This window comes from uncultured Aquimarina sp. (genome assembly GCF_947492115.1).
Classification (GTDB): Bacteria; Bacteroidota; Bacteroidia; order Flavobacteriales; family Flavobacteriaceae; genus Aquimarina.
This window is the reverse complement of record NZ_CANLMM010000003.1, coordinates 590,120-615,791: the sequence shown is the minus strand read 5'-3', so window position 1 is coordinate 615,791 and position 25,672 is coordinate 590,120. Positions and strand designations below refer to the sequence as shown.

General features: G+C 34.4%; 22 protein-coding genes. 9 read left to right on the top strand and 13 right to left on the bottom strand.

Annotated elements, in window-relative coordinates; translation table 11 throughout:
* Nucleotides 1-38 precede the first annotated feature (38 nt).
* The 7 genes from gldN to Q1A73_RS12025 all read right to left on the bottom strand — a co-directional run bounded on the left by gldN (nucleotide 39) and on the right by Q1A73_RS12025 (nucleotide 9,384).
* The gene (gene gldN / locus Q1A73_RS12055) at nucleotides 39-929 is read right to left on the bottom strand and encodes a gliding motility protein GldN (RefSeq protein WP_299605820.1); all 891 of its coding nucleotides are present in this window, start codon (nucleotides 927-929) and stop codon (nucleotides 39-41) included.
* A gap of 16 nt (nucleotides 930-945) precedes the next feature.
* Nucleotides 946-2,493: a gliding motility protein GldM gene (gldM, locus tag Q1A73_RS12050; RefSeq protein WP_299605817.1), complete on the bottom strand. Its 1,548-nt coding sequence runs from the start codon at nucleotides 2,491-2,493 to the stop codon at nucleotides 946-948.
* A 43-nt stretch (nucleotides 2,494-2,536) separates the two neighbouring features.
* Nucleotides 2,537-3,163 carry a gliding motility protein GldL gene (gene gldL / locus Q1A73_RS12045; protein WP_299605814.1) on the bottom strand — a complete coding sequence of 209 codons (627 nt, stop codon included), beginning with the start codon at nucleotides 3,161-3,163 and terminating at the stop codon, nucleotides 2,537-2,539.
* 93 nt (nucleotides 3,164-3,256) lie between these two features.
* Nucleotides 3,257-4,624, bottom strand: a complete 1,368-nt coding sequence (gene gldK, locus Q1A73_RS12040) for a gliding motility lipoprotein GldK (RefSeq protein ID WP_219007881.1) — start codon at nucleotides 4,622-4,624, stop codon at nucleotides 3,257-3,259.
* A gap of 110 nt (nucleotides 4,625-4,734) precedes the next feature.
* A complete protein-coding gene (locus tag Q1A73_RS12035) occupies nucleotides 4,735-5,898 on the bottom strand; it encodes a formimidoylglutamase (RefSeq protein WP_299605807.1) in 1,164 nt (387 codons plus the stop codon).
* An 8-nt stretch (nucleotides 5,899-5,906) separates the two neighbouring features.
* Nucleotides 5,907-8,405, bottom strand: coding sequence for a type I DNA topoisomerase (topA, locus tag Q1A73_RS12030; RefSeq protein WP_299605805.1), 2,499 nt, complete (start codon nucleotides 8,403-8,405; stop codon nucleotides 5,907-5,909).
* Between the two features lie 196 nt (nucleotides 8,406-8,601).
* Complete coding sequence (locus tag Q1A73_RS12025; protein ID WP_299605803.1) at nucleotides 8,602-9,384, bottom strand: hypothetical protein; 783 nt, start codon at nucleotides 9,382-9,384, stop codon at nucleotides 8,602-8,604.
* A gap of 139 nt (nucleotides 9,385-9,523) precedes the next feature.
* On the opposite strand from Q1A73_RS12025, the gene miaB reads away from it, so the two are divergent.
* The 8 genes from miaB to Q1A73_RS11985 all read left to right on the top strand — a co-directional run bounded on the left by miaB (nucleotide 9,524) and on the right by Q1A73_RS11985 (nucleotide 17,212).
* Nucleotides 9,524-10,969 (top strand): tRNA (N6-isopentenyl adenosine(37)-C2)-methylthiotransferase MiaB, encoded by a 1,446-nt coding sequence (gene miaB / locus Q1A73_RS12020; RefSeq protein ID WP_299605800.1) that lies wholly within the window; start codon nucleotides 9,524-9,526, stop codon nucleotides 10,967-10,969.
* 32 nt (nucleotides 10,970-11,001) lie between these two features.
* The gene (locus Q1A73_RS12015; protein WP_299605797.1) at nucleotides 11,002-12,270 is read left to right on the top strand and encodes a sigma-54 dependent transcriptional regulator; all 1,269 of its coding nucleotides are present in this window, start codon (nucleotides 11,002-11,004) and stop codon (nucleotides 12,268-12,270) included.
* Between the two features lie 44 nt (nucleotides 12,271-12,314).
* Nucleotides 12,315-12,818 carry an LptE family protein gene (locus tag Q1A73_RS12010; RefSeq protein WP_366141452.1) on the top strand — a complete coding sequence of 168 codons (504 nt, stop codon included), beginning with the start codon at nucleotides 12,315-12,317 and terminating at the stop codon, nucleotides 12,816-12,818.
* Between the two features lie 18 nt (nucleotides 12,819-12,836).
* The gene (locus tag Q1A73_RS12005; protein ID WP_299605795.1) at nucleotides 12,837-13,784 is read left to right on the top strand and encodes a hypothetical protein; all 948 of its coding nucleotides are present in this window, start codon (nucleotides 12,837-12,839) and stop codon (nucleotides 13,782-13,784) included.
* Between the two features lie 9 nt (nucleotides 13,785-13,793).
* Nucleotides 13,794-14,126, top strand: coding sequence for a preprotein translocase subunit SecG (gene secG / locus Q1A73_RS12000; RefSeq protein ID WP_299605792.1), 333 nt, complete (start codon nucleotides 13,794-13,796; stop codon nucleotides 14,124-14,126).
* A gap of 148 nt (nucleotides 14,127-14,274) precedes the next feature.
* Nucleotides 14,275-14,550 (top strand): co-chaperone GroES, encoded by a 276-nt coding sequence (locus Q1A73_RS11995; protein ID WP_219007873.1) that lies wholly within the window; start codon nucleotides 14,275-14,277, stop codon nucleotides 14,548-14,550.
* An 83-nt stretch (nucleotides 14,551-14,633) separates the two neighbouring features.
* Nucleotides 14,634-16,271: a chaperonin GroEL gene (gene groL, locus Q1A73_RS11990; protein WP_299605790.1), complete on the top strand. Its 1,638-nt coding sequence runs from the start codon at nucleotides 14,634-14,636 to the stop codon at nucleotides 16,269-16,271.
* 167 nt (nucleotides 16,272-16,438) lie between these two features.
* Nucleotides 16,439-17,212, top strand: a complete 774-nt coding sequence (locus tag Q1A73_RS11985; protein WP_299605788.1) for a hypothetical protein — start codon at nucleotides 16,439-16,441, stop codon at nucleotides 17,210-17,212.
* A 10-nt stretch (nucleotides 17,213-17,222) separates the two neighbouring features.
* Here the strand turns inward: Q1A73_RS11985 and Q1A73_RS11980 are convergent, their stop codons facing one another.
* Together Q1A73_RS11980 and Q1A73_RS11975 are read right to left on the bottom strand one after the other, a co-directional pair.
* Nucleotides 17,223-18,089 (bottom strand): alpha/beta hydrolase, encoded by an 867-nt coding sequence (locus Q1A73_RS11980; RefSeq protein WP_299605785.1) that lies wholly within the window; start codon nucleotides 18,087-18,089, stop codon nucleotides 17,223-17,225.
* Nucleotides 18,090-18,107: 18 nt separating this feature from the next.
* Entirely contained in the window at nucleotides 18,108-19,589 is a 1,482-nt protein-coding gene (locus Q1A73_RS11975) for an XRE family transcriptional regulator (protein ID WP_299606354.1), read from the bottom strand.
* Between the two features lie 119 nt (nucleotides 19,590-19,708).
* Between Q1A73_RS11975 and aceB the strand changes: the two genes are divergently transcribed.
* Entirely contained in the window at nucleotides 19,709-21,307 is a 1,599-nt protein-coding gene (aceB, locus tag Q1A73_RS11970) for a malate synthase A (protein WP_299605782.1), read from the top strand.
* Between the two features lie 157 nt (nucleotides 21,308-21,464).
* On the opposite strand, the gene Q1A73_RS11965 is transcribed toward aceB, so the two are convergent.
* The 4 genes from Q1A73_RS11965 to Q1A73_RS11950 all read right to left on the bottom strand — a co-directional run bounded on the left by Q1A73_RS11965 (nucleotide 21,465) and on the right by Q1A73_RS11950 (nucleotide 25,607).
* Nucleotides 21,465-22,223, bottom strand: coding sequence for a M15 family metallopeptidase (locus Q1A73_RS11965; protein ID WP_299605780.1), 759 nt, complete (start codon nucleotides 22,221-22,223; stop codon nucleotides 21,465-21,467).
* Between the two features lie 232 nt (nucleotides 22,224-22,455).
* Nucleotides 22,456-24,183, bottom strand: coding sequence for an efflux RND transporter periplasmic adaptor subunit (locus Q1A73_RS11960; protein WP_299605778.1), 1,728 nt, complete (start codon nucleotides 24,181-24,183; stop codon nucleotides 22,456-22,458).
* Nucleotides 24,184-24,185: 2 nt separating this feature from the next.
* On the bottom strand, nucleotides 24,186-24,884 hold the full coding sequence (locus Q1A73_RS11955; protein WP_299605775.1) for a PepSY domain-containing protein: 699 nt from the start codon (nucleotides 24,882-24,884) through the stop codon (nucleotides 24,186-24,188).
* A 3-nt stretch (nucleotides 24,885-24,887) separates the two neighbouring features.
* Nucleotides 24,888-25,607, bottom strand: coding sequence for a MauE/DoxX family redox-associated membrane protein (locus tag Q1A73_RS11950; protein WP_299605772.1), 720 nt, complete (start codon nucleotides 25,605-25,607; stop codon nucleotides 24,888-24,890).
* Between the last annotated feature and the right edge of the window lie 65 nt (nucleotides 25,608-25,672).

The window sequence follows — 25,672 nt, the reverse complement described above, 5'->3', positions numbered from 1 at the left end:
AGTTGGGCGTTTCAATATTATATTAGAAACATTAGAGTTTAATAACTCCACATATCCATTTCGAAATTTCTGATACTTTCTTTAATTCGTTCACTTTCTAACAACTGCATTAAAGCATTGTCTATAATATATTCATTCACCTCTCGGTCACCCTGAATATTATCTTCTTTATATATGACCGAACTAAATCGTCTTGCATTTAAAATATGATCATAAGTAAAAGGCATAGAAGTATTTTTCCTATTAAATGCTTTCGCTTTATGTAAAATCTCTCTTACATCAGGATACCACACCCAAAATAATGGAACCATATCTGGCTCATCATCATTAAGGAAGTTAACATCCGGAGCTACTGGGGCGATACCTAGTAATCGGTATCTTAATTCTCCTTGACGCTTGTCAAAATACCAATATCCTCTAATTTTATACTCTGATATATCTGCAGCGCCAATTGTAGTAGTCTCAATATACTGAGGATCCACTGGCTCACCAGCATTATACTGCTCATATCCTAAATCTAACGTATCTATTTTAGATAATGTACCATCTAGATCACTTAGCGTACGTGTTTCTGTAAAATATGAATCTGCGTAAATCTTTTTAATTTTCCCGTTTTTAACATTAGCTAATAAAATATCATATAATGCTCTTCTATCTGAACCAATGTTAACGGTATCAATTGGGTAATACAAAGGGAAATTAATACGCTCGTCTAAGTCGATAGTTTCCCAAGTAGTCTTTGCCCACAATACATCACGCTCATCAACATAACCATACTCTAACGGAAGGTCATTATCTAACTGAATTTGTTCGATTGTCTTCTTCCCAATATCCTCTGGGCTTCCAGCATTCAAAATGTTAGCCTGACCAAACGAGAACATTGTCACGAATAGGCTAAAAACGGTTAATAATAAATTTTTCAAATTCATAATTATTAGTTTACTTTTAGTTCGTTAGCTCAACGATCACTGGAGATATTTTCTTTAACTTATATCCTTTATTCGTTTTAAGCTGAGCTTTGATATCCATTACCTGAACTGTAGATCCTCTTTTCGCTTTTTTCAATGCTGATTTTGCTCTAGAATCTAATCTACGACCTCTTACATTAATCGTTGGCTGCCCACTTACTTTAAACTTAAAGCTTGTAACATCTAACTTAATGTCGAAATCAAAGTCCGGAAGAATCGCACCGATAGACGCTTTATCTAAACCACTTTTAGACATTTTAATACTTCCGTCTTCTCCTCTAACAGTTCCAACAGGTCTTGGAATATCTTTAATTCTAAATTTCTTACTATCACTTACAGAGCTACCATTAGGTAATTTTCCACTTACTTTAATGGCAACCTCTCTAGCTTTAATAGCTGTTACGTTCATTACATACTTACCAGCTCCACCAACTTTCTTAAGTCCTGGTGCAGTAGCATTTACTGAAGGAACTCCTGGAATAGAGATTGTCATTGGGTTTTGTACCCCTCTATATACCACATTCATTTTGTCTGCAGAAATTACAGCTGAATTTGGTTTAGGAATTACAGCATATGTACTAGCAATTTTAATAGGAATAATAGAATCTCCTTCTTTAAACTCTAATACACCATCAATTTTTCTCTCTCCAACATTACCTGCTGGGAAATCTAGCATAATTTGTCCGTTCTGAACTTCCGTTTGCTCTTTACCATTTACCATTACTTTAGTAGGCTTTAATGTAGCATCAAAACGTCCTAAAACGATACGTCCTTTAAATTTCTCACCACTAAAAAAAGCAGTCTTATCTGGTACAACAATTGCCTCATAGTTACTAAATGAAAGTTCTGAAGCTTGCTGACCTGCTAATAACGCAGAAAGCACTTTACTCTCTGTAGTCTTAACATCAGCCTGCATTTGAGTAAGTTTGGTAATTGAAGCTACTAATGGAAATCCTTCAAAATTGTAGTTTAACCAATCTTTAGAAACTCCATCTCTATCTTTTACTTTTTCAGTATTAAAAGTATTTTCTACATCTGTAGCTACCTGACCATCAACTTCCTTTACAGAACGGATAGCAGTAACAACTCCTTCTCTATAAGTTTTAATCTTTTCTAAGAACTCTGTTGCAGCCGCAGTAGTTTTACCTCCTTCAAAGAATTTAGTATCTAATGCATCTGGTTTATCCATGGTTTCATAATCTGTTGGATCATCAGCTGTCTCCAATAACTCAGACTTTAACTGCTCTACATACGTATTAAATTCATTAGAAAAGCTACTAATTTGATCAGCTTTTTCTTTTAATGGAGTGTATTTTTCTGGTTGTTCCGAAACTTTTTCGGCTAGACCAGTCATAAATGCTGAATTACGCTCGGTAGCAATAGTATTCGCTGAAGTCAATTTCTCATTCATTAAACCGAATGCAGATAATACTTCTTTTGACATATTTAATGCCATCATCGCAATAAATACCAAGTACATAAGATTAATCATCTTCTGCCTTGGTGATAATTTTCCTCCTGCCATATTTCTATATTTTGGTAGTTATAATTTTAATTAATGTTAAATACTAGCTTCTGTTCATAGCACTTAACATACCACCATATACTCCGTTAAGAGAAGACAGGTTACTTGACAAGCTCTTCATTTGCTCTTCTAAAGCTTTTGCATTATCCGCGATAGCCTGATTTGCTTCAGCTTGTTTAGCAGAAGATTCTAACTGCACTTTATATAAGCTATTTAAAGACTCTAAGTGAGTAGCTGCAGCAGCCATTTCTTCGCTATATTTTTTAGTTCCTTGGATAGCATCTACGCTAGGAGCAATTCCTTTTGCAGCACCTTCGAAATTACGAATACTTTCACCAAGACTAGTCATTAAACTAGTATCTAATCTAGCTTCTTTCAACATTTCATCTAATTTCTTAGATAATAATCCTTCTGGAGTTTCTTTTTCTTTCTTGTCTCTTTTAGATCCTCCAGCTAATTCTGGATAAACCAAAGACCAATCTAGCTCGTCATCTACAGGTTCAAATGCAGAAACTGTAAATACTAATGCTTCTGTAATAAGACCGATGATTAACATCTCGTTACCAAAAGGCCAGTGCATAATTTTAAATAAAGCTCCAAGGATTACTACAGCCGCTCCGAGACCGTATACCATGTTCATTAACTTCTTGCTTGATTTTGAATTTGCCATAATAAATGTGTTTAGTTTTTTTAAATTTTTTAAATATTAAATTAAAAAAAAGGGTTAGTAATTAGGGTTGATAGATAAATTTTGGGACTTATTCTAATTTCGGGTATTATCTTCTCCAGTGACGTCAGTACCCATATAATCCTGTACCGTTCTGAAACCGATATAACTTCTAGCTGAATCCGCGTATTCGTAATCTCGAGTACTTACCTGTAGGAAATAAGCAACATCTTTCCAAGATCCACCGCGTACAACTTTTCGTTTGTTCTGATCATCATTAACATTTGGGTTCATTGATGATACATATTCGTAGGCTGCAGGATCATAAGATGACTGCACCCACTCAGAAACATTTCCTGCCATATTATATAAGTTATAATCATTTGGCTCAAATGTTTTTGCTTCTACTGTATAAAGGAAATTATCCGCAGCGTAATTACCTCTAAGAGGTTTAAAGTTTGCTAAGAAACATCCTCTATCATTTAGGGCATAAGGACCACCCCAAGGATATGTACCTGACTCCAGACCACCTCTAGCCGCATATTCCCATTCAGCCTCCGTAGGTAATCTAAAATAGTTTACAAACTCCTTATTACGTTTTTTCTGATATGAATTCTTTTCTATAGTTCTCCAAGTACAAAAAGCTTTTGCTTGCTCCCATGAAACTCCTACTACCGGATAATCATCATAAGAACTATGCCAGAAATAATCATTGTGCATTGGCTCATTATAAGAATAGTTAAAATCTTTTATCCAAACGGTAGTATCAGGATACACTTCTATAACAGTTTCTTTTACGAAATCTTTTCTTCTACCTTTTTTAGCACGTGCTGCAGCCTGGATATCCATCCAAGTAAACCTGAATTTGAAGTTTTGAACATCGAAAGTACGTCTACCATTGTAAGATTCCTCTAATGGTATATATAATGAATCCATAACCTCAGTATAGAACTCATCTGGATAATCTTCTGTATCCCATTCAATATCTATATCTTTATTAAGCTTACGACCTTCGTATCCTGTTTCTCCAGTTCCACTATAGTTATCATAAACATACTTTTCATACACAGACATGTCTTCGGTATTTGCATCTAAAAACGCGTATTCTCCGATACCATCGTCTCCTGGAGTTTTACCCATTTCATCTGCCATGATAGCTAATTTCATTCTTACGGTAGAATCACGAACCCATCGAACGAATTGTCTATACTCACTATTGGTAACTTCAGTCTCGTCCATGTAGAAAGATCGAACGGTAACTGTTTTTGTAGGCGCATTAGCAAGTGCTGCCTTATCATCGTCTGATTTACCCATAATAAACGATCCTCCGGGGATGAGGGCCATTCCATAAGGTTTCTCTGGATGCCATTTTTTACCCTTTACTCCAACTAGTTCTCCGCGGTTTCCGCCACCACAACTATATAGCATTGCTACAATAGCAAAGAGTGATACAAATTTCTTCATAACGTGTTTTAGGTTAAGATCTTCGAGATTTAAGGTGGTAAACCTATTTATTTATTTTCAGAAAAACAATTTTTTTCTAAAAAAAACCTTAATTCTCCCTAATAAAAATGTTAAACTTCGTTTTTTCGTTTTGCCTTATACCATCTTTCAGGTATTTCTTGATTACAAGCACGCTCATAATCGTTGTATGTGCAAGGTAATAACGTATGTCTTTTTAATTTATTATTCCCAGATGAAATAAATGGTATTTCTATCCACCATCTTTCTGTTTTTGGGCTTTTATAAAACGACAAAACTTCATCCTCGACAGGAACATTATAGTGCAACGTACTCGTTTTGTTCTTAATATTCAACTCATTGGATCTATAATTCACCCCTTCTACAAAATACCAAAGTATTTGAGCAATCAGTAAAGCTGCTGTCTCTTCATGCTTAAAATTTTTAAATTCATACACTCCAAAACTTTTTACTTTATCGCTGATACCAGCATATCTTGCGATTGCACATATTTCTCTTCCATTAAAACCATTAGGAGAAGCATACTTATAATCCAAACACGTAGAACTCATCGCCCCAAGATCCACAGCAACAATATCCGCGTCTCTCATGATTGGTTCCACAATAGTAACATCGGATATCACCTCTCCTAATCGATATGCATCAAAATATAATTTCTCGATCAGATCAATCTCTTCTTGCGAATTAAAATATGTTTGATACCCTATATTACTGTAATTGAAAAGATTATAAGGTTGTTCTACTATGATTTTTCCAACGAAAGAATTGTTTTTTATGGGTTGCGAAGTATTTCCTAAATCAAATCTACTATCGACATTCACAAGATTCACCATTCTCTCCAGAATATCAAAAGATCTATATTGACCATAAACAAGATCTTGACTTCCACCAATAATTAAGGGGATTACATTTTTCTGAAGAAGCATTCCAAGAATATCCTTCATTAAAAAATACGTATCACTTACCTCCTCTCCTGGCTGAATATCCCCAAGATCAACAATAGATGTATCCCAATTACCAGGAAAAAGCTCATACAAAGAAGTTCTAATGGTATCAAAATGCAATCCTTCTCCTAGATAATTAATGTCATTCCTATTTTCTCTAACACCGATTATTGCAATATCAACTTTATCTAGATCAGGAACACCATCTGCTATCGTATGAATATTAATTTGTTTACCTAAAGATTGATCTGGAAGCAATGCAACATGTGCTGCCACTATTTCACTAACTGGCGAAAGAAATTCTAAGGACATAAAATTTATTATTTCTTTTTAGCAGTCTTCTTTGTTGTTTTCTTTTTTGCAGTCTTTTTCTTGGGTGCATTTTTCTCGATAAGATCTTTCACCTTTTCTAAAGTAAGCTTAGTAGCATCTACCGTTTTAGGTAATTCAATCTTAGTCTTACCTTTTATAATATTACTACGACCCCATCTTGCTTTTTCAACTCGAATACCTTCTTCTTCCCAATTATGGATTACTTTATCAATCTCTTTCTGCTTTTTCTCTTCTATAAGCTGAATGATATCTTGATCAGAAAGATTATCGAAATCGTACTTTTTATTTACATTGATAAACATCCCATTCCATTTTATGAATGGTCCGAATCTACCTGTTCCTTTTTGCACAGGTAAATTTTCATATGTATATATTGGAGCATCGGCTTTTTCTTTAGCATCTATTAATTCGATTGCTCTTTCTAAAGATGTACTTAATGGATCTTCTCCTTTATCCAAAGAAACGAATTTGGCTCCAAATTTCACATACGGTCCAAAACGTCCATTATTCACACTTACCGCTTCTCCTTTATAATTACCTAATTCTTTTGGCAACTGAAATAAATCCATTGCCTCTTCAAAAGTTATATTACTTAATGTTTGTCCAGGTGCTAAACTCGCAAATCTTGGTTTTTCTTCATCTTCAGCAGTACCAATCTGAACCATAGGTCCAAATTTTCCAAGGCGAACACTTACCGGTTTTCCAGATTCAGGGTCCTCTCCAAGAATTCTTTCCCCTACTTCACGCTCTGCATTTTGTGCAACATCTTCTACTCTAGGATGAAACTCTTCATAAAACTCTTTCATTACTTGAGTCCAATCTTCCTGACCTTCGGCAATTTCATCGAAGTCTTGCTCCACTTTTGCCGTAAAATTATAATCTAAGATAGAAGAGAAATGATTTACCAAAAAGTCATTCACCACCATCCCAACATCGGTAGGAATTAATTTCCCTTTATCACTTCCTACTTTTTCCTTAAGATTTTTTTCCTTTATCGAATCACCAGAAAGTGTAATCTGCACATACCCTCTCTCTTCTCCATCCTTAGAACCTTTTTCGATATACTTTCTATTTTGTATTGTAGAAATTGTTGGCGCATATGTAGATGGACGACCGATTCCTAATTCCTCTAGTTTTTTAACTAAAGCGGCTTCAGAATATCTACTTGGTGGTCTTGTAAATCTTTCGGTAGCGGTGATGTAATTATTAAACAAACTCTCTCCCACTTTCATTGCAGGAAGAATACCGCTTTGCTCTTCATCCTCATCATCATTACCTTCCAAATACACTTTTAGAAAGCCTTCAAATTTTATTACTTCTCCATTAGCAGTAAACTGTTCGGAATGAGAGTTCGCTCCAATTTTCACATTTGTTCGTTCCAATTTAGCATCACTCATTTGCGAAGCTATTGCTCTTTTCCAAATAAGCTCATATAATCGTTGTTGATCAGAATCAACAGGAACAGTATGTCTTGAAAAGTCCGTAGGTCTTATCGCTTCGTGCGCTTCCTGAGCACCTTTAGACTTTCCTTTATATTGTTTTGGATTACTATATTCATCTCCATACGCCGAAACTATTTCTGCTTTGGCACTATTCTGAGCTTCAGTAGACAAATTTACACTATCTGTTCTCATATAAGTAATAAGTCCAGCTTCGTATAATCTCTGTGCCATGGTCATGGTCTTGCTTACAGAAAAATATAATTTCCTAGAAGCCTCCTGTTGCAATGTAGAAGTGGTGAACGGTGGTGCAGGAGATTTTTTAGCTGGCTTTGTAGTTAAATCAGCTACTTTAAATCCAGCGCCTAAATTTTTCTGCAAGAAAACCTCAGCCTCAGCTTTTGTTGCAAAATTCTTAGGAAGTTTCGCTTTAAAAGACTTCCCTTTCTCATTAGAAAATTCCGCATCAATTCGATAAGAAGGAGTAGGTTTAAAATCTATGATCTCACGTTCTCTTTCTACAATTAATCGCACTGAAACGGACTGTACTCTACCGGCAGATAACCCACCTTTTACTTTTCTCCATAAAACCGGAGATAACTCGTAACCTACCAACCTATCTAACACTCTTCGAGCTTGTTGCGCATTTACTAGATTATAATCAATAGTCCTCGGATTTTCTATCGCTTTTAGAATCGCCTTTTTGGTAATCTCATGAAAAACAATTCTGCGGGTCCTCTTTTTATCTAATTTTAATTCCTCTGCCAAATGCCAAGCGATTGCCTCTCCTTCTCGATCCTCATCACTAGCCAGCCAAACCATTTCTGCTTTTTTAGAAAGATCTTTTAATTTTTTCACTACATCTTTCTTATCCTTAGAAACGATATATTTCGGCTTAAAACCTTCCTCTACATCTACTCCTAGTTCTTTTGCAGGCAGGTCCGCAATATGCCCAAAGCTCGAAGCTACGGTATAATCTTTTCCAAGAAATTTCTCTATTGTCTTTGCCTTAGCTGGTGACTCTACAATCACTAAATTCTTAGCCATAATCCTCTTTTTTCATCTGTTGATAATTGACATTTATTAGTTGACAGATGGAACTTCTAATAAACATTTTTAGTTGGTGGTTACCTTATAATAAGGGATTTTCTGAGAACAAAAGTATATGAATTTTTTGAGATCAAAATTTTTTCACAAAAAATTATATTAAAAAAACCTGCAGAACTGCAGGTTTTATTTTTTATTATTCAACGATTACATTCCAGCTTTCGGATTTATTTTCCTCTTCAAAACCAATGGTATCTTTATACATATAATACATCACTACATAAGAAAAAAACAATGTTGCTATGACACCTATATAACACAATATGATTCCAAGTGCAGAAAGTAATCCAGAGATAAAGATTAATCCGAAAAAAGTAAACCAATATTTATTTCCTAATTTAAAAGCTGCTTTTATAATATTTTCTACACTCATTTCAGGATTAAAGATAAATATAAGAATCACTAACTGTAAGGGCACTATCACGTAGAAAAGAGGAAAGTAACAAGCCAACATTGCTACTATTGATATTCCCATATTAGCAAGAGAAATTAAAATAATTTTACCAAAATATTTCTTTGCTATCGTAAAATAACCTCCTGTTTCTTCCGTCAAACCAAGATCTTCATTCTTAACTACCTTAAGAAAATGACTATATATAGATATATTTAAAACTTGCATAATGAATGACAATGCAAATATTACTATCACCCAAACGATAATCATAACAACAGAGAAACCTTCTAAAAATGTTGGTTGATAGTATGGATCACCCGCATTTTGAAGCATATCTATATAGAAAGGTAAAAGAGGAAGATAAACAGCAAGTATAAAAGGAATTGCTAACGCAAACATTATCAATGCATGTACGATACCCTTAGAAAACACTTTCTTATATAATTCAAAACTTTTAGATAAAATATCACCAAATTCTGGTTTTTTGGAGTTTTCTATTCTTTCGAAGAGTTGATTGGAATTCATATATAATGATGGATTTAGTTTATTTGTTCTCTCAAATATAAATATTTAAACAAATATTACCCTGCCACTTTGTCATATATTGTTTTAAAAAGTATCTTTGCACACTATTTGAATTGAATTAGCAAGGATATTATAACACATGGAGAAGATTATTGATGAAAAGATACAAGGGCAAGCATTGTCACTTGATAAAAAAGAAGGAAACACCAGAAAGCTTTTTATAGAAAGTTATGGATGTCAGATGAATTTTAGTGATAGTGAAATTGTAGCCTCCATCCTAGCTAAAGAAGGGTTTAATACCACACAAAATCTAGAAGATGCAGATTTAGTATTGGTAAACACCTGTTCGATCCGAGAAAAAGCAGAACTGACCGTTAGAAAACGTTTAGAAAAGTACAATGCTGTTAAAAGAATCAATCCTGGAATGAAAGTAGGCGTTCTGGGTTGTATGGCGGAGCGACTTAAGAGTAAGTTCTTGGAAGAAGAGAAAATTGTAGATCTTGTTGTAGGACCAGATGCTTACAAAGACCTTCCGAATCTTATTGAAGAAGTTGATGCTGGACGCAATGCTGTGAATGTTATTTTATCCAAAGAAGAAACCTATGGCGATATCTCTCCTGTTCGCTTACAAAGCAATGGAGTATCCGCTTTTGTATCCATAACCAGAGGATGTGATAATATGTGTACTTTTTGCGTAGTTCCTTTTACTAGAGGAAGAGAACGCAGCCGTGATCCACAGAGCATTATAGAAGAAATAGATGACCTTGTTGCTAAAAACTTCAAAGAAATTACCTTATTGGGTCAAAATGTAGATAGTTACTTATGGTATGGTGGAGGTCTGAAAAAAGACTTTGAAAAAGCTAGTGATTTTCAAAAAGCAACAGCAGTGAATTTTGCTAAATTGCTGGATATGGTAGCTGAAAAGCATCCTAAGATAAGACTTCGTTTCACTACTTCGAATCCACAAGACATGACGATGGATGTTATCGAAGTAATGGCAAAACATAAGAATATTTGTAAATACATTCATTTACCTATACAAAGTGGAAGCGATCGTATTCTGAAAGAAATGAATCGTTTACACACACGTCAGGAATATTTTGATCTAATCGACAATATTAAACGTCTGATTCCTGACTGCGCTATTTCTCAGGATATTATCACAGGCTTCCCTACAGAAACAGAGGAAGACCATAAAGACACCTTATCCTTAATGGAGTATGTAAAATATGAGTACGGGTTTATGTTCGCTTATTCCGAACGTCCTGGAACACTAGCGGCCAGAAAACTGGAAGACGATATTCCTGAAGAAGTTAAAAAAAGACGATTAGCCGAAATTATCGAATTACAAAGAGCTCATAGTGAGTATCGCCACCAAGCTTTTATCGGAAAAACTGTAGAAATTCTTATCGAAAAAGCATCTAAAAAATCTGATGCACATTGGAGTGGAAGGACTACACAAAACACTGTCGCCGTTTTCCCAAAAGGAGACTATAAAGTTGGTGATTTTGTAATGGTAAGAGTAGATGAATGCACGAGTGCAACGCTAATTGGAGAAGCTGTAGGATATTCTGACAATAATTAAATAAACAACAACCAACTAATATAATTGTATTAATGGAATCAGTTCAAGCCACAAAACAACGATTCGGAATCATAGGAAATGATCCTAAACTAAATCGATCTATAGAAAAAGCTATTCAGGTAGCTCCTACGGATATTTCGGTTTTAGTTACCGGAGAAAGTGGTGTTGGAAAAGAAAGTATTCCTAAAATTATACATTCCTTATCTCATAGAAAACACGGTAAATATATAGCCGTAAACTGTGGAGCTATTCCAGAAGGAACTATCGACAGTGAATTGTTTGGTCATGAAAAGGGAGCTTTCACAGGAGCAACCTCTACTAGAAGTGGTTATTTTGAAGTTGCTGATGGAGGAACTATTTTTTTGGATGAAGTTGGAGAATTACCACTAACTACTCAGGTTAGATTACTTAGAGTTTTAGAAAATGGAGAGTTTATCAAAGTAGGTTCTTCTAAAGTACAAAAAACGGATGTTCGTATCGTTGCAGCCACCAATGTAAACATGTTCGAAGCGATCAAGAAGGAAAAATTTCGTGAAGACTTATACTATCGTTTAAGTACTGTTGAAATTCTACTTCCCCCTTTGCGAGATCGTGAAAACGACATTCATTTACTATTTAGAAAATTTGCTTCTGATTTTGCCACTAAATATAAAATGCCCACCATACGATTAGAAGAAGCTGCTGTACAGCTTCTAGAAAAGTATCATTGGAGTGGTAATATTAGGCAATTACGCAACATTGCGGAGCAAATATCAGTCCTTGAACAAAACAGAACGATATCCGCCAATACATTACGAGGATATTTACCTGACATCGGAAGTAATTTACCTGCTATTGTTTCTTCCAGCAAGAAAGAGAGTGATTTTAGCAATGAAAGAGAAATTTTGTACAAAGTGCTTTTTGATATGAAAAATGATCTTAATGATCTCAAAAAGTTGACTATGGAATTAATGCAAAGCGGGAATTCACAACAAGTACAAAAGGAGCATGAAGGACTTATTAGAAAAATCTATAGAGATGACAAAGCAGAAACCGAAATACCTTTTGAAGAACCAATAACAGAACATACTACAGAAGTGTTACAAATAACACCTGCTGAAACATCATCTATAAAGGAAGAAGACAAATATCATTTTGCTGAAGAAATTGAAGAAGAAGAAACCCTTTCGTTACATGATAAAGAGCTAGAACTCATTAAAAAATCGCTAGAACGCCATCGTGGAAAACGAAAAGCGGCTGCCGAAGAACTAGGAATTAGCGAAAGAACATTATATAGAAAGATCAAACAATATGACCTCTAAATTAAAATATTTGGAATTCGTAAATTATTAAAACAACATACCTTGTGATACAAAAAATCAAATACACAATCATAACACTCGTTGGAATCTTTATTATTCAAGGATGTGGAGCTTACTCTTTTAGTGGAATCAATACTACCGCAACTTCTTTCCAAGTAGATTTTTTTCAAAATCAAGCTTCCATTATTATTCCAGGTATTGATCAAACTTTTACGAATCAATTACAAGATCTAATTCTTAACCAAACCAATTTAGATCTAGTAACATCCAATGGAGATATTGCTTACGAAGGAGAAATTGTGCAGTACTATGTAGCACCTACCAATGCTACTTCTGCCAATACTGCAGCGCAGAACAGACTAACAATTGCAGTGAATGTTCGTTTCTATGATACCAAAAATCCCAAAGAAGATTTGGAGCAACGTTTTTCTTTCTTTTTTGACTATCCTGCGACTCAAGCAGAGACAGCGGTTAGAGAGGAGGCTATTCAGGTAATTTATGAACGAATTACTCAAGATATTCTTAATGCTACTTTAGCCAAATGGTAACTTTGTAAATCCTCATTTTTGAACACTAAAGAGCTTACATACTTGTTTCAAAACCCTTCTTTAATCACTAAAGAACACACAGAGAATCTGGAAAAAATTATTCAGCAGTTTCCATATTTTCAACCTGTAAGAGCCTTGTTACTTAAAGGATTAAAAGAAAACGAAGATTTTAGATATAATCAGGAATTAAAGACCACTGCAGCTTACACCACTGACAGAGCGGTATTATTTGATTTCATTACTTCTGAGCTTTTTGACACTAACATCCAAAAAACGGTAGAAAAGAAAAGTAAAAACGAAATAGATGTAGTAGATCCTCAGGAAATCAAGGCACTTTCAAGAATGTCTATGGATGACGCTGTTGATATGAATATTGAAGAAGCAGAAGAAGTTTTAGACCCTTCCTTGTTTTCATCAAAAGACACGACGATTGACAACAATATTACCATTATTGAAACGATCATAGAGCAATCAGAAAAAAATGAAATTGATGAAGTGTCTGAAGAAGAAAAAAGTGCTGCTGAAACGGCATTAGAAATCGACAAACCTCTCGATTTCAACAAAAAAGAATCTCATTCGTTTGCGGAATGGTTGAAACTAACATCGGCACTACCTATAGATCGAGAAACTGATTCGACTATAAACCCTAAGGATCAGGATCAGCAAACTGAAAATGAAAAGCCAAATAAACAGGACCATAAATTCCATTTGATAGATGAATTTATAGCTAACAATCCTAAAATAAAACCAGCAGAAAAGAATGCCCCATCACGCAATTTAGCAAATGAACATATGGTTGCTCCAGACGAGTTAATGACAGAAACTTTGGCACGTGTTTATTTAGCTCAGAAAAAGTACAAAAAGGCAATTCAGGCCTACAAAATATTAATTTTGAAAAATCCCGAAAAAAGTGGTTTCTTTGCAGACCAAATTCGAGCAATCAAAAAAATACAAGAAAATAAATAACAATATATAATGACAACGTTTTCAATATTTTTAATACTTATCATCATCGTTTCTTTTTTATTGGTGGTAGTAATTATGGTACAAAATCCTAAAGGAGGAGGTCTTTCTTCTTCTTTTGGTGGAGGTGGAACTCAGCAGTTAGGTGGAGTAAAGAAAACCACAGATTTCTTAGACAAAAGTACATGGGCTTTAGCTACTTTATTGTTAGCACTTATTCTTTTATCTAACGTAGACTTAATGGGTGGTGATGCTGGTCAGGATCCAACTGTTGATACTAACGATGTAGAGGTAATTCAGGATACACCTGACACACCTGTTATAGATGACACACCTGAAGAATAATAAGGTTAATCCAACTATAAAAAATGCCGACTTGTCATACAGTCGGCATTTTTTATTTCAATTTGTCAGTATCAAGTAGCTGGCATAATTTCTGAATTACACAGCATCGAATAATTCGTTTAAATTTTAAAATACAAAACTAATCATAATGGGAGTAAATATTAAACCTCTTTCAGATCGTGTGGTAATTGAGCCACTTCCAGCGGAAACGCAAACGGCATCAGGATTATACATCCCTGATTCAGCACAAGAAAAACAACAAAAAGGTAAAGTAGCTGCTGTAGGTAGCGGTAAAAAAGATCACGAAATGACTGTAAAAGTTGGTGATACTGTACTTTACGGAAAGTATTCTGGCACTGAATTAAAATTAGATGGTAAAGACTATTTAATTATGCGTGAGGATGATATCCTAGCAATCGTTTAATAATTCAATCAAAACACAACTCAAAATTTCAATATTTCCTATCTAAAAATAGCGATAGGATGAAGTTTAAAAATTAAAATATTATGGCAAAAGACATAAAATTTGATATAGAAGCACGTGACGGTATTAAACGTGGTGTGGATGCATTAGCCAATGCAGTAAAAGTAACATTAGGACCTAAAGGTCGTAATGTAATCATTAGCAAATCTTTTGGAGCTCCAACTGTAACAAAAGATGGAGTTTCTGTTGCTAAAGAAGTAGAATTAGAAGATGCTCTTGAGAACATGGGAGCACAAATGGTAAAGGAAGTAGCTTCTAAAACAAACGACCTTGCTGGTGATGGTACTACTACCGCTACCGTTTTAGCACAAGCAATCGTAAAAGAAGGATTGAAAAATGTTGCTGCAGGTGCGAACCCAATGGATCTTAAGAGAGGAATTGATAAAGCTGTAGAAGCTATCACTTCTGACCTAGAGAAGCAAATGAAAGAAGTAGGAAGTTCTTCTGATAAAATCAAGCAAGTTGCTGCTATATCTGCTAATAACGATGAGACTATTGGAGATCTTATTGCACAAGCTTTTGGTAAAGTAGGAAAAGAAGGAGTAATTACTGTAGAAGAAGCTAAAGGTACAGACACTTACGTAGACGTAGTTGAAGGAATGCAGTTTGATAGAGGATACCTTTCCCCATATTTCGTTACTAATAGCGAAAAAATGACTACAGAATTAGAAAGTCCATATATCTTGTTATTTGACAAGAAAATTTCTGCAATGAAAGATTTATTACCAATTCTTGAGCCAGTAGCTCAGACAGGTAAACCTCTTTTAATCATTGCTGAAGATGTAGATGGTGAAGCTCTTGCTACGTTAGTAGTAAATAAACTTCGTGGAGCATTAAAAATTGCTGCAGTTAAAGCTCCAGGATTTGGAGACAGACGTAAGGCAATGCTAGAAGATATTGCGATCTTAACAGGAGGAACTGTAATTTCTGAAGAGCGCGGATTTACTTTAGAAAATACTACAATTGAGCATTTAGGTACTGCAGAAAAAGTAGCTATTGACAAAGACAATACTACGGTTGTTAACGGTGCTGGTGCCGAAGACTTAATTAAGAACAGAGTAAATCAGATCAAATCTCAGATCGAAACTACTACTTCTGATTACGATAGAGAAAAATTACAGGAACGTTTAGCTAAATTAGCTGGTGGTGTAGCTGTATTATATGTTGGTGCTGCTTCTGAAGTAGAAATGAAAGAAAAGAAAGATCGTGTAGATGATGCTCTTCATGCAACTCGTGCTGCAGTAGAAGAAGGTATTGTTGCTGGTGGTGGTGTAGCTTTAGTAAGAGCAAAATCAGTTCTTGACAGTGTAAAAACTGAAAATGCGGATGAAGCAACTGGAGTACAAATCGTAAACCGTGCTATCGAAGCGCCATTAAGAACAATCGTAGAAAACGCAGGTGGAGAAGGTTCTGTTGTAATTTCTAAGGTTCTTGAAGGAAAAGATGATTTCGGATATGATGCAAAATCTGAAGAATACGTGGATATGCTAAAGGCTGGAATTATTGATCCTAAGAAAGTAACTCGTGTAGCATTAGAAAATGCTGCTTCTGTTTCTGGAATGATCCTTACTACAGAATGTGCTTTGACTGACATTAAAGAAGATGCTCCAGCTGGAGGAGGAATGCCTCCAATGGGTGGTGGAATGCCAGGAATGATGTAGATCGCAAGACGAAATCGAAAATAATTTAGTGATTTTGGTAGCATCTACCATTCACTAAAAAATATGCAATCCCTGTTTCAAAAGTTTTTGAAACAGGGATTGTTTTTATAAAACAGTATCTTTGAATATTAGAACAGAAATTAACCAATAGTAACTTTCAATATTCTATGTCGAGCTTATATGATGATTTGTTTGAAGAAGACGGAAAGGACAACAAACCTAAACCCACAAAACCTCAACCTTCTCCTATAGATGATGACAGGTTTCAGGCATCCACCACAGAATCTCTGGATGAAATTTTGGCATTAACCAAAAGATTCAATTTAAAAGCAGAACCTTTTTCACAATTGCTTACCAAAACCAGAGCTATTGACCATGAAGTTGAGAAAGGAGTATTGGATTTTTTCTTAGTTGCCAAAGATCCGCATGACCAAGGAAGCCTTGCTAGGGAACGTAAATACTACAGTATGCTTCAATCAAAATTTGAAGCAGTAATCGTTGAAATGCGAGTACTAGCGATGATTCACTTAGAAACCATTAAACAGTTTAACAGAGATATCGATAAAGATTATTATTCGGTAGAAAAAACTGACAAACAAATACAATCTGATAAAGAGATTGCTATCGATCAGATAAACATCCAGCGAAAGATCCTTGCTGATGCCGCTACGAGCTTGTCAATTCTAGAAGATGCTTTAATCACCACAGAAAAAAGACTACGAAATTATATCGATGTAGGAGGAGTTAACAATATTTCAAGGTCTGAATGCGAAATATTATCGCAAAAACGTCAGGATTTAACGAGTGGAACATCCCATCATTTTGATTATACATTCTTTAAAATAAATTTATTAGACAAAGCTGCTATTGCCATGGGTATTTACCTTAAGGAAACAACAGCTCAATATTTGGATAAATTAAGTACTACTTTTATAAAATAAGTATGTATAACTATGCTTGCTGTACCAACTCTAACAGTTTAGCTGCTATTATTTCTGAAAAGTCTTCTTGTAAAAAATGAGATCCCTCTGTTTTTGTTATTTTTTCAATTTCTAAAGCTTTTTTAATCGGAACACCATACTTTTCATAGGTAAGTCCTTTATCATTCATACCCCAAATTAATTGTTTAGGAACATCAAGATTTTTTAAGGATGATATATACAAATTCTCCTTTTCCGAAGTAGGTTCAAAACTTCTCATTATTTTTAAAAAAGACCTGGCTTTATCTTTCCCTTTTAAAAACTGAAGGTATGTTTTAGCCACTTCAATCCCAAAAGCTTCTTTTCTATAAACCCCTCTAAGATGCATTAGCTTTTGTAATAAAAAGGGTGTTGTAGTTGCAATAAATAACTCCCCAACTCCTAGTATCGGAAAAAATCCCATCGGGAATGGTTTCCTAAATTGAGGTAAGTTTACCAAAAGTGTATTTAAAATAGTTACTGATAAAATTCGATCTTGCATTTTAGAAATCACTTCACTCCCCACAGGACCGCCAATATCATGAAGTACTACATGAAATTTCTTTAATTTTAATTTTTCTATAACCTCTACCGACCAATTCCCAAGACCTGTCCAACTATAATCATAATCCAATGGTCTATCAGACAATCCCATTCCTAACAAGTCAAAAGAAACACCTCGCACTCCATGATTAGCAATCGTATTGATGATTTTTCTATATAAAAATGACGATGCGGGAACACCATGAAAGAAAACAATAGGAACTCCTTCTCCTTTATCAAAAACAAAAGCTTTCGTATTGGATAGTTGTATGTATTTACCTCGTTTTTCGTGTTCTACAAAAAAGGTATTATTCATGTTTTGTAGTTGATAAGATTAAGAATACTCTTTAACTATATCCGCTACTAACTGAGAAGTTCTTCTAAACCTTTCTTTCGACAACAAACGTTTTGGAGGTGCTTTTCTTACTTCGCAATCTGCAATAGAACACGATTCGCAGGTAACACCTACCTTTACTTTTGGTATTTTAGAATCGTTTACAAAGCTGATCTTCTTTTCTAAGGCATTAGAGATTAGAAAACCTATTCCTATACTACGGTAGTAGTCTTTTCTAAATGGATCTTTGGTTGCCGAAGTAAACACTAAATATTGCTGATCCGTATCTGCATAATCTGATATCTGTATATCAAATGAATATGGCAGATCATTATTAGCAGTCCTCTGCAAAGTTTTAATTGCCATCCACCTTCTACAATAATGCTCATTGATCTCATTAGCATGTGGCTGTTGTTGATGGGTAATATGTAATTCTTTTACTAAATTAAATCGTTCAATTCCTTTCTTATGTGTAAATCTTAAAAAGAACACATTTTGCATTCCAAAATCCTTTGGCAATACATTGGTTAAACGCTGATAAAACGATTCTGGTGAAGCATTATACAACTTCATTATCTTATGAAATGCATCTTCAGAAAATTTCTTTCCGCTAAACAATTCCTTGAGATGCTCCTTGAGATGATTTCTCGGAATAATAAGTGCTCCAGCAAAATAGGACGCATAGAAATTATGTAACACCTCTTCGAAATTATCATAACGTATCCATGAGAAAGTGTAAGGCCTTTCGGTAATTTTCATATACTGATACCCCAATTCTTTTGCATAGATAAACGTTTTTTGAGGCTCATCTACTCTATCCGATAATAACAATGTTTTTGTTGTAGGAACAAACACTGATCTCAAATTATCTAGTTCTTCCTGTTTCGGTATTCCTTTTGTATTTATGGTATATCCATATTCTTCTATCAGGATTTCTTCTAATTCTGCTGCTCCTATGTTACCAGATAAATCCAACTGATATGAATTTGCAAAACGCACTGCTGTATCCTCTAGATCCTTGAAAAAGTTATTATGTGCTTCTTGATAAGATCGTAGAGAAGCTAGGTAAAACCCCTCTCTACTCATATTATAATGCTGCGCTATTTCTATAATAGTACTAATAAAAGCATTTACTTTAGAAGGTGCGTTTGCAATGATATCAATAAGATCACTTTGCTGAATGCCAAATAATTCAAGTGGTATTTCATCCAAAATTCCGGATTGCAAAATCTCTCCAATAGGCGCAAGATTTTTATCCAACTTTAGAGAAACCAAACTATCATAAGGCACCTCTAAAGTTTCAGCTAGTTTTATAATTTTATCCGTTTTCGGATATTTTTTTCCTTTTTCTATTTCATTTAAATACGATTTAGACAATCCACTTAATTTAGATAAACCAAAAAGTGATAAATCCTTATCTGTTCGTATCTGCTTGATTTTCAGACCAAAAATAAGTCTAATATATTCTTCTGCTATTGCCATAAAACCAAAAGTAGGGATTTCTGCGAAAATTTTCAAAAACAAAAAATTCACATTTAGCGAACGTTCGCTTGTTTTATCAAAAACTTTTTTTTAATATTGTTCACTCAAACGATATAGTTATGGAAACTCAAACAAACCTAAGTCAGAAAATTAGCTTTACAAAAGAGGTGAAAAATTATCATCCAGAAATTCTAACGGATGGTGCTTTAACTTTTTTAGAGGCTTTGCATAATCGTTTTGACGAAAGACGATTAGAACTTTTAAGAAACAGAGAACAGCAACAGCAGTTGTTTGATTTAGAAACTTATCCAGCTTTTCCGGAAAACACGAAAGAGATCCGTAATAGCGAGTGGTGCGCCGCTCCTATTCCAGCCGATCTTCAGGATCGTAGGGTAGAAATTACCGGTCCGGTGGACAGAAAAATGGTCATCAACGCGTTAAACTCAGGTGCCAAAACATTTATGGCAGATTTTGAAGACAGTAATGCTCCATTATGGGAAAACTGCTTACAAGGTCAAAAAAACCTGAAGGACGCCGTCAACAAAACTATTTCGTTTTATAATCCTAAAAAAGACAAAACCTATCAACTTAATGAAGAAGTTGCTACCTTAATTGTACGTCCAAGAGGTTTACACCTTAATGAAAAACACTTATTAATTGAAGGTAAAGAAATTAGTGCTTCTATATTCGACTTTGCTCTTTATGTATTTCATAATAATGAGCGATTAAAAGAAAATGGTACTGCGCCTTACTATTACATTCCAAAATTGGAGCATTTTACAGAAGCAATTTGGTGGAATGATGTAATTGATTTCACAGAAGAATACTTAGGATTAGAGCATGCTACGATTAAAGTAACTGTTTTAATAGAAACGATTACAGCAAGTTTTCAACTAGATGAAATTATTTATGCTTTAAAAGAGCATATCGTAGGACTTAACTGTGGTAGATGGGATTATATATTCAGTTATATCAAAAAATTGAGAAATCATAAAGATTTCGTAGTTCCAGATAGAGCTCAGGTTACGATGACCAGTCCATTTATGGATGCATATAGCAAAAGAGTGATCCAAAGGTGTCACAAAAGAAATATACTAGCCATTGGCGGTATGGCAGCTCAAATTCCGATCAAAAATGACGAAGAGCGAAACAATCAGGCTTTTGCAAAAGTGAAAGCAGATAAAGAACGTGAAGTAAAGAATGGTCATGATGGAACTTGGGTAGCACATCCTGGACTAGTTCCTTTAGCTATGCAGGTTTTTGATATGCACATGCCTGAAGCTAATCAGTTAGATGTAAAAAGAAATGATGTAGTTGTTACAGAAGAGGATCTTTTAGAAATCCCACAGGGAACGATCACCGAGAGAGGAATTCGAGAAAATATCAATGTTGGTATTCATTATATCGCTACCTGGTTAGGAGGAAATGGTGCTGTCGCATTGTATGATTTAATGGAAGATGCAGCAACAGCTGAAATCAGTAGAACTCAGATCTGGCAATGGCTTAAAAATGAGGTGAAACTAGACAATGGTTTACGATTGAACTCCAACATGTTCCATATGCTTTTTGAAGATGAATTAAAAACTGTGGAGAAACAAGCTGGAACAGATCTTTTTAATGGTAAAAATTATCAAAATGCAGTTCAGATTTTCTATAAACTAGTAACTGATGAGAGATTTGAAGAATTCTTGACCACACAAGCCTATAAATACTTATAGATAGATGATATGTTTCTGACCGTAAACTAATTTCAACTATTATTTGAAAGAGTTGGCTAACAAACACAGAAACTGAACAATTCTAATTTTTTCCGATTTTATAATTGTGCTCGTACGACATCCGCTTTATGCGGATGTTGTTGTTAGCAGTTATGTCCTAACCACACTTCCATTTAAAATCAGCAATCTTAAACTTTTTGTTTTTAAAATTATAGTGCCACCATTCGGTACGTATGGTAGAAAAACCATGCTTTTCCATAGTTTCTTTTAGCAACTTACGATTAGCAAGGATTTCATCTGACAACGCTCTATAAGAATGATGTGCTTCTTTCCCAAAATGATCAAAATCAGTACCCATATCTAATTGATTTCCTTGTAAATCTGTTAACGTAATATCTACCGCAGCTCCTTTATTATGAATTGATCCTCCTTTGGGGTCTGCCACATAACCTGGATTAGGAAATATTTCCCACATTTTCTTTTGTACACTATGAGGGCGATAGCAATCAAAAAGCTTGATTCTATATCCTTTTTCCATAAAATCCTTATTGGCATTAATCAATGCTTTTGCTACAACTCCTCTTACAAAACATTTAGCACAAGAATACACCGCCTTTTTAAGAAAGTTATCCTCTGTAGCATATTTCATATCCAATACAAAAAAGTTAGAAAGCTCTTCTATATTTACAAATTCATCGTCTTTAAACTGTACTTTAGACTTCTCTGAACTTCCGAATCGATCCAAAGAATCTTGCCAAACTTTCATATGTTGTTCGACTCTCTCTGCTCGTAACTGAATAGCTTTAGATTTTTCTAACAAGGCTAGTGTACTCGCACTAGTCACTGTCTGTACAGGCGTCTCCTTACATGAAAATAGTAAGGATAAAAATGTAATAAAAAGTAGTTTTTTAATCATATTCCCAATCTTTTCTGATCACATTTATTTGCTTGAGTATCACATAAAAAATCGTTGCGCATTTAATGCCTTTTCTGTAAAAACATAATGCACAATTAGTAATAACTGTAATCTCTTAAAAAACGTAATCCAATATTTCCCTAAATTAAAGATACGTCGTTTTGCTTAACCATTAAAATAAAATTGTATTATTTTACAAATCAAAGCTTTAAACATAATAATTCTAAGTAAGCTACAAGTGCTCTAAAGTGTTGATTACACTACCGCAAGCAAGCATTGCATCACCAAAATATGGGTTTCTAACTTCTTTTTCTTTACTTAACCAAATGGCTCCTTTATTATCATTAGCCATAGGACATTTTTGTATGTAGATTGTTTGAGTAGTATTCCCGATTTTATGGATTAGACGATTTAAATTTTCATTCAGATCTTTAAAATGAGCTCTTTGATGTATTAGCTCTTCTTTATCAGAAATACCTTGTAAATGCTTTTTAAGGTTTTGTAGATACTCTAACTCATCATCTGGCAATTCTGAAATATTTAGATTCTTTAATTGGGATAACATTTTCTCCGAAAAAGTGGCAGAAAGATTCGCATCACTAGCCACCAGCGCATCTTTGAGACTAAAATAAGACAACAATGCTTGATTGAACAATTTTCTAAAATCAACGGATATTGAGACTTTTTCAAAATCTATATCTTTTGTAGAATCACTTTGATTGATTCCTAATTTCATCATTGATTTTTTTCCTTGTAATTGTGCCGCAGCATCTACAGTAAAGGTTCCATTAGTAACTATTTCCTCTCCTTTCTGTAATCCAGACAAGATCTGGTAGGAATCACTATTCGAGTTCCCTAATACTACTTCTCTCATTTCAAAAACTGGTGTTATAGCCTCCTTTTTCACATATACTAATGAGCGTTTCCCAGTCCAAAGCACCGCACTTTTAGGGACTATTATGTTATCCTTTTCATCATTGTTATTAGAGACAGTAATAACTCCCTCAATAAACATTCCTGGCTTAAACACAGCATCTTTATTAGTTAATACAGCTCTAGCACTAACCGTTCTGGAAACTTTATTAAGAATTGGATCTATAAAGGAAATTTTTGCTTTTATAGTAGTATCTGGATATGCATTGGTAATCACATTGACCTCTTGTCCTTTTTGTATTAAAGAAATCTGATTTTCGTACACATCAAAATTCGCCCATACCGTATTCAAATTTGAAAGCTTATACAATACTTGTCCTCTTTCTATATGATTACCTTCCTCGACCATTTTTTCAGAAACTATCCCTGAAACTTGCGCATGCAAGGGGAACATTTCCATAATATTACCCGAAGATTCTATTTGATTAATTTGGTTCTCCGATAGCTTTCTAAGTTTTAATTTATTTCTTACTGCTTTATACAATTCAGGTTGCTGTTCTTTAAGCTTTGCAGCAGTTAATAATTCTTGTTGTGCAGCCACTAGTTCTGGAGAATAAATTAGAGCAATTCTTTGTCCTTTAGCTATTTTTTCTCCGATTGCATTTACCAAAAGTTTTTCAATCCTACCTGTAAAATGGGTAACCTGCACTGTTGTCTCTTCTTCATTTTCTTCAATCTTACCAGATAGTCTTATCTCTTGGGAGTTCTCACTTCCATCTCCTACAATAGATGTTTGAATATTAGCTAATGCCATAGCATTTTCTGTCATTCTAAATTGATTTATATCCAAATCAGCTGTCATATTTGTAGTAGGAATTAAATCCATTCCACATATTGGACAATCACCAGCTTCTGATTGCTTAATCTGAGGGTGCATGGAACACGTCCAAATTTGATCAGCCACTTCAGTATTTTCATCATGAGCATGATCCGAGTTCGAGTGGGAGGAGCTTCCAAAAAGTAGATACCCTATTCCAACTCCAATAAACATTACTACTATCAAATAAATGGCACTTTTCTTCTCCATAATTATTTTTTTATCATTCTTCTAATCGTACTAGATGAGACATACCACAATACAAAGCCACTTATTACTGTGATAAGTCCTAATAGAGAAAAGATTCGTAATACTGATGTATTAAAATCATCTCTCCCTTCGTAATCCATAGTATGTGTCATCCATAAAAAATCAAACCATCTCCAAGATTGATGTCGTACTCGCTGAAATGATCCGTCTAAAGCTGCTACATACGCTTTTACATTTTCGGGATGATCATAATTAATCACATAGGCTGGTAAAGACCTACCTCTATATTCATGATGCTTATCGACTTCAGTTATATAATCGACCGAGATTACTTGTAAATCGTCACGCATATGCATTTCTGCAACTTTTAAGGCTTCTTCCTCAGAAATTTCTGGCTTTATAGATCCAGATGATGCATCTACCAGAATACTATCATTAATCCAATAATATGGTTTATTAGCAATCGTTCTCAGTTCCAATGCAGAAACTTCCATTCTAGAAGTAATAATATCCAACCCTTTTAAATTGCTATGAACTATCTTTTTCTGCTCTTTTTTAAAATGATCTCCATGTATTTCATCAATATCCGTCCAACTGAAATACAATCCACTTATTGTCCACATCAAAAACTGGATTCCAAGAAACAATCCTAAGTAGCGATGTGCTTTTCTAATCCATATTGCTGTTTTTCTTTTAACCATATATTACCTATTAAAAAGCATTAAAAATGCCATAACAAGCATGATAGCGTTTTCTATAAATGTAGCTTTCGTCATGGGTAGCTTTAATGCTGTTCCTAAACATGCACATTGAATACTCTTTTTATCCAATAAAACTTTTGTTACTCCAAATGTGGTAATACCTAAAACTACTATCGTAACTAATAAAGCTATCTGAATATTAAATCGCATCAGGAACATCAGCCCTAAACCAATTTCGATAAAGGGATATACCCAAGCATAAGAGGAAAGCTTATTTGCGAGCGGATCATACATCGCAAAAGATTTAGCAAACCCTAATAAATCCAATAGCTTAAAAAAGCTAAATACAATATAGAATAATCCCATGAAATCCATCATAAAATTATCAGCATCCCATTGTTTATAATTCAATAATATTGATGCCATTGTTATATACCCCAGAATTAAAAAAAGAGGAAATAACTGCCTGGTTTTTGTCTTTTCCGTTGCAACAATATGATTAGCATTTGACTTATCTTCTTTCTTTTCAGTTATGGTGTACTTTTTAGGCATCTCTTTTAATACCTTATCAATATCCAAAGGCTTATGCAAAACTAAAGATGCTTCTCTCGTTTCAAGATGTACGTGGGCTTCTTTTACCTCAGCTAACGAATTCAGTATTTGTTCTACTTGAGTTCGACATCCATTACAGGTCATCCCTTCTATATGATACTTTACTTTCACACTTTTAAATTTTGGTAATCATTTAAAAATTTATCCTCCTAACTCCGCAAAAAAGCATTTTATGG